Source organism: Natronorubrum halophilum (genome assembly GCF_003670115.1).
GTDB classification, from domain to species: Archaea; Halobacteriota; Halobacteria; order Halobacteriales; family Natrialbaceae; genus Natronorubrum; species Natronorubrum halophilum.
In genome coordinates this window covers 702,124-708,130 of sequence record NZ_QQTY01000003.1, presented here as the reverse complement: position 1 = coordinate 708,130, position 6,007 = coordinate 702,124, and the positions used below count along the sequence as shown (strand labels likewise).

The following is a 6,007-nucleotide window of genomic DNA, read 5'->3' as shown; positions in this document are numbered from 1 at the left end:
CGTCCGCCTCCATCAGACTGGTTGCTCGCTTCGGGAGACAACAACGATTTTAGCGGAATTAGGCGTTCAACGCTCTCATGGAGCGGTTTGGGGCTGGATTCATCGGCTAGCTGACAGCCGACGCGACCTGACTGAGGCACAGCCGAAGCGGGTCGCCGTTGACGAAACCGCTGTCAAGATTAACGGCGAATGGTCTTGGTTGTACGCTGCAATAGACATCGAGACAAAGTTGATTCTCGATGTTGCGTTATTTGGGCGGCATGGCACCGATCCGGCGGCTGCGTTTCTCCATCGACTCACCGAGAAACACGATCTTTCGGATGCTGAGTTTCTCGTTGATCAATTCGGCTACCGGACTGCCCTTGCTCGAGTAGGATTGAGCGGCCAGGTCAACTATACCGACCGAAACCTCATCGAAAAGTGGTTTCACACTCTCAAAATCCGAACCGACCGCTTTCATAATTCGTGGGTGGGCAGTCGATCGAGCGTCCGCGAGTGGCTTGAACAGTTTATGCATTACTACAACCATCAGAGACCGCATCAAGCTCTCGATGGAAAGACGCCGATCGAGGAGGTACAGAACTAGACAGTGCCGATCAGCGTATCTTCTCGGATTGAGTACTTATGATAATATTACCATCGGCTACTGTCAATGGCCATCTTCGTGGCTGCCGTCCCCGTCTTCGCTACTTTCGTGTCCACCGTGCCCGCTGTCACCACCGCTTCGAACCATCTCATTCAGTTCGCGGATCTTCTCGTGAGTACCGTCGGGTAATTCAGACTGCGGCTCGGCCATTCCAGGCTGGTCGTCAAGCCGGGGATCACCGACGACAACGCACCCGAGCATCCCTGTGTTTTCGTGTGGGCGACAGTAATAGTCATAGACCCCTTCAGTTTCGAATGTGTGTTCAAAGGTTGCCCCTTGGTCGTCGACTTCCCCGCTATCCCATGCCTTAGCGTCATCAGGAATCCGCTGGGGCTTGTCGTTCGCCGGTGCATAAGCGGTCGTCGTATGAGAACCGCTCTCGAGCGTCCACGTGATTGTCTCTCCAGGTTCGATTTCAGCGACATGGGGCTCGAAGTGAGTTCCATAGTCATTTGTCACCATAGTCACTTCGGCTACACTCTCAGACGTACTATCCGTTTCATCAGGGCTGCTCTCGTTTCCAGAGTTTGAATCCGTTTCATTGCTCTCATTGTCGAGATCCTTGCTCGAGTTAGTAGCCCCTTCATCCGAGTTGGTGTCGTTCTCCGATTGGTCGTCTTCGGTCAGACAACCGGCAAGTCCAGTTCCAATTGCACCACTAGTTATCCCAAGTACGTGTCGCCGAGATGGGTGATCGCTCATTGTGATTGCTAAATTGGCGATTCGTCTCCTCTCCTTTCCTTATTCGGCGTATAATGTCAACAGACATCCAACCCCCATTAGGGATGCATCTAATTAGATACCATTTTGCCAGGAATACATACATCATTCCTTTTAGTTTGCACACTGTGATTCAGTCTGACTTGCGATCGTAATCTGTTCACTGGACGGCCGCTATAGCCCATACTTCCTTCGTTCTGGTACCGTAAACCCGGCAATGAGGATTACCTATGGATGAGCACAGAGATTCGACCAGTGATGAAGAACAATCTGACCATCACGCTAGCCATGACGGCCACCACGTAAACGCGGAGGGCGAGCGGCCGAGAGTGTCTTGAACAGTTCGTGCATTACTATAATACCAAAGTCCGCATCGAGCTCTCGACGGAAACGTGCCAGTCGAGGAGGTGCAGAACTAGACAGTGCCAGCGGAAACCTAGTGTCAAAGACGCTGAGATAGACGCCGATGGTGACTCTCTTCAGCCGTACAATCTCCAGGTGGGGTGTCGGTAAGGCCACTGATCGCGAGTACGGTGTGACGGCCGGTGGGTAGGTTTCTGAGAGTACACCGAGTCTCTCGCGTACGCGGGAGATCAGAGCTGTCGTTCACCCCCTATGAATCATAATATGATAATGTGAATTCAATATACAGTTACTTATTATGGCATCAACGACAAGTTTAATATTAACATCTATCAATAGCTTTGATTGGACAATCATGGATCGACGAAATACACTCAAGCTGATTGGGTCGGTAGCAGGCGTGAGTCTGTTCGGTGCGACGACTGCGACCGCGAACGAGCCGTGGGCTCGCGAAGAGACGAAGCGGTTCCTCACTCACGCGGAGGTTCAGGATCTACTAGGTAACTTCGAGCGGCGAGCTCGCGTACCGTTCGAGACCAAGGTCATCGGTGAAAGCCTCGAGGGACGCGAACTCACCGTCGCCAAGGTCGGCAGCGGCGACACCGACGTCTTCTTCGCGTCTGAGCAACACGGGAACGAGCCGACCGGCACCGAGGCGCTCCTGCGGGTGCTCCGACGTCTCTCGGCCGGCCACGATATCCTCGACGAACTCACGATCCACGGCCTGCCGATGGTCAACCCCGACGGCGCCATGCGTAACCAGCGCGAGAACGCTCGTCCGGACGACTATTGTTATGAAGATCCGTTCTTCGGAGAGCAGTGTGGCCCTGCCGACCCGAACCGTCAGCACTACTTCGAACTTCCCGAGGAGATCCTTCCCGGACCGAAACCCGACGAGAACCCCTCACCCGAGACCCAGGCGATGCTCGATTACGTGCTCGATCTCGATCCGTTGTGGGTCGCCGACCTCCACACGCAGGGAGGGATGTACTACGACGAAGAGGAGGTTCCGGGAGATATGCTCCACGCGTCGAACTTCTGGCCGATTGCGGACGAGGCCGACCCCGACGCAGTCGAGATCTCGCAACGGCTCAACGTCGCGATGTACGACGAGGTCGACGGCTTCGGGAACGCTCAGCTGTCAGTCTATCCGGGAGGAGATACGGTTAACATTGGGCGTAACGCCTACGCCACCTACGGCTATGGCAGTATCCTGTGCGAGATGACCGGCCAACTCGACGACCGCGGCGAGGCAATGGAGGGGCAACTGACCCGAATCATGGCCGCGGAGTGCGAAACCATCCTCGAGGAGACCGCCGACGGGTCGCTCTACGACCGCGATCCCGCCCGCGTCGATGAAATCCCGGATCGCCCCTTCGATGCCGGCGACTGGCCGTGGGAAGAAACGGAGTAGGCGGCTACATTCGGCTATCCGTCGTTCCTCGTCGGGCTGTCACGTCGTGATCGTCGGTCCGAACTCGTTTCCCGTATCGGCTGTAAAATTCCGCTGCACAGCCACACCGTCGGGTAAACTGCACGAGAGGCGGTGGTTGCCTCGTCGCCGACGGTCACATCCGAATCAATAACTGCCGTCTACCGATCCAGACGGTACACCGGGCGGACGATCCGCCCCGGCGAGTACGTTGAAAGTGGCGGCCGGTCGAAGTTCGAGTTTGTCGCCGCGGAGTCGGGAATGTACGGCGTATTCGTCAGAAATACGAATGTGAGCAACGGAGCCGGGGCGTACGAGATTTCTACCTCGACGGGGGAAGCTGTCGCGAACGACAGTTCTGGCGCCGATAGCGCTCGAGCTATTCGCCGACCCGTCGCTCGCGCCGAAGATCCGACAGGGAATCACCACCGAAATTCTCGGCCAGGACGGGTTCTCGATGGCCCCGCTCTACCACGAGGGGGGCATCGGTCCGTGGCAGGAGTACCTCAGCGGCCTGGCCGGGAGACTCGAGCGCGAGTGGACGTGGAACTCCCTCGGCGAGTACCTCGACGCGGTCGACGACGCCGACATCGCGCCGAACGTGGCGACGCTGGTCGGGCACGGCACCGCCCGCTACGACGTGCTCGGCATGAACGACGTCCAGCCAACCGACGACGAACTCGAGGAGATGGCGTCGCTCGTCCGCGAGGGGCTCGAGGACGGCGCGATCGGCTTCTCGACGGGGCTCGTGTACACGCCCCAGGTGTACTCGGGGACCGAGGAGGTGTCTCGACTCGCAGCCGAACTTGCTCCCTACGGACGACCGTTCGTCGCCCATATCCGTAGCGAGGGCCGCTGGATCTGGGAGGCGCTCGACGAGTTCGTCGATATCGGAGCCGAACACGACGTTCCGCTTCAGATTTCGCACTTCAAGCTTACCGGCAGCGAACAGCAGGGGAAGGCCGACCGCTTGCTCGCTCAGGTCGAAATCGCCCGTGAGCGGGGCGTCGACGTCACCGCGGACCAGTACCCCTACACCGCAGGAAGCAGCATGCTGACGTCGCTGTTGCCGCCGTGGGTGCAGTCGGGCGACGCCGACGCCCTCCGCGAGACGCTCACTGACCCCAACCAGCGCGAGGAGATCCGCCGGGATATCGAGGAGTGGCGCATCCAAGGCTGGGAAAACGTCGGCGGCAAGACCGGGTGGGACCGAATCGAGGTGACCAACCTGACGTCCGAGGAATTCGGCGACGAGGGCGGATGCGACATCGCGACCATCGCGACCGAGCGCGACAGCACGCCGATCGACGTCCTCTGCGACGTCTTGCTCGCTGAAAACTTCGAGGCGTCGATGGTCGCTCACGGGCTGATCGAGGAGGACGTCCGAACGATCATGCAGAACGAGCGCGTCATGGTTGGAACCGACGGCCTGTTCGGGGCCCGTCCCCACCCCCGGGTATACGGATCGTTCCCCCGCGTGCTGGCGACGTACGTTCGCCAGGAGAACCTCCTGTCGCTCGAGGAGGCCGTCCGGTCGATGACCTCGCTGTCCGCTCGAGCGATGGGACTCGATTCGAAGGGCGTGCTCCGTCCGGGCCTCGACGCGGACCTGGTTGTCTTCGATCCGGCGGTGGTCGACGACCGCGCGACGTTCGACGATCCGGAGCAGTACCCGCTCGGGATCGAGCACGTCGTGGTCGACGGGACGCCGATCGTTCGCGACGGCGAGGACACCGGAGCTCGGCCCGGCGGCGCCATTCGGTGACCGTACTGAATTTCGGCAGTACGCCTTGATGGTCCGTCTACTTTCGACCTCCTGTTCGGTGAGCGCGTCGTATTTCAACGTCGTATCCGATTCCAGTCTTTCCTGCCGTCGTGAGTGCTGACTCGGCTTGTCACACGGTATTGCTGTTCATAGAGGCATTTGATATTAAGAAATCGTAATATGATTCCGAGCGGTTAGTATATATGTTTGCCATTTTCCTACATAGATGAGGATGTACTTATCCCTGACTCAGGATGTAATAGTCTAACCGGCGCTGTCTAGTTTAGCATCTCCGCTGGCATCTGTCTATTAACTGATTGATGTGATCATTGTGTGTTGTAATAATGTATGAATTGTTCAAAACATTCATTGATGCTCGCCCGACTACCCACCCACGTGGTATGGAAGGTATCAACCCGAATTTTGAAGGTACGAATCCTCTTTCGATCAGGTTTCTCTCGACGCAGTCGAGCTGGCCGCCCAATCCTAATCGGGAGAGAGTACTTAAATATCTGTAGCCATCGACAAGAAACACCGTGTCGTCGAGGTCGCGTTTCTCGGTCAATCGATGCAGGAACGCAGCGGCTGGATCAGTGCTTCGCCGTCCGAAAGCTGCGACGACAAAAATCAATTTCGAATATGGAAATATTGCAGAATCAAATCAATACCAAACGCAATCAAAACCGATAATAATTTTACCAATGACGACCCACAGCGGCTTCGCCGTACTCAGAACCCTTCGCGATCTGATGGACACACGAGAGTTTTTCTCTCGTGGACAACGACGGATCTGGCACGCTATCAGACAGTCGATGTATCTATTGCCAAATCGCTTGGTGAGGCCGTTCTACGCCGACCAAGCGAAGAATTGCTTGTACCTCTCAAAGTGAACAACCGGTCGTATGAAGCCGGATGACAAACAACCTAACGGGCGTTGTCGGTTCACGCTCCCAAGTTTCATCAAATTCTGCCGGGTGGCGCTCGCTGAACAGGTCTGCGAGCAATATTCCACACTAAATCCATGACCTGCTCGTTCCGCAAACTGGCCTAATTAGACGGTGTCCCAATGAGCAAAGAACCA

At 57.0% G+C, this 6,007-nt stretch carries 4 protein-coding genes and 1 pseudogene; 3 read left to right on the top strand and 2 right to left on the bottom strand.

Annotated elements, in window-relative coordinates; translation table 11 throughout:
- Positions 1-586: IS6 family transposase (locus DWB23_RS15410; RefSeq protein WP_121743703.1), on the top strand; the 586-nt coding region annotated here is incomplete at its 5' end.
- Positions 587-649: 63 nt separating this feature from the next.
- On the opposite strand, the gene DWB23_RS15405 is transcribed toward DWB23_RS15410, so the two are convergent.
- Complete coding sequence (locus DWB23_RS15405) at positions 650-1,348, bottom strand: plastocyanin/azurin family copper-binding protein (RefSeq protein ID WP_121743658.1); 699 nt, start codon at positions 1,346-1,348, stop codon at positions 650-652.
- Between the two features lie 736 nt (positions 1,349-2,084).
- Here DWB23_RS15405 and DWB23_RS15400 point away from each other — a divergent pair.
- Entirely contained in the window at positions 2,085-3,143 is a 1,059-nt protein-coding gene (locus tag DWB23_RS15400; protein WP_121743657.1) for a M14 family zinc carboxypeptidase, read from the top strand.
- A gap of 475 nt (positions 3,144-3,618) precedes the next feature.
- Entirely contained in the window at positions 3,619-4,926 is a 1,308-nt protein-coding gene (locus tag DWB23_RS15395) for an N-acyl-D-amino-acid deacylase family protein (protein WP_338067823.1), read from the top strand.
- A gap of 326 nt (positions 4,927-5,252) precedes the next feature.
- Here DWB23_RS15395 and DWB23_RS15390 read toward each other — a convergent pair.
- Positions 5,253-5,933: pseudogene (locus DWB23_RS15390) on the bottom strand (IS6 family transposase).
- Positions 5,934-6,007 lie beyond the last annotated feature (74 nt).

What these genes read in the sequence shown, in the direction of transcription:
- DWB23_RS15405 (WP_121743658.1), bottom strand. Translation starts at nt 1,348, where the DNA reads ATGAGCGATCACCCATCTCGGCGACACGTACTTGGGATAACTAGTGGT.
- DWB23_RS15395 (WP_338067823.1), top strand. Translation starts at nt 3,619, where the DNA reads ATGGCCCCGCTCTACCACGAGGGGGGCATCGGTCCGTGGCAGGAGTAC.
- DWB23_RS15400 (WP_121743657.1), top strand. Translation starts at nt 2,085, where the DNA reads ATGGATCGACGAAATACACTCAAGCTGATTGGGTCGGTAGCAGGCGTG.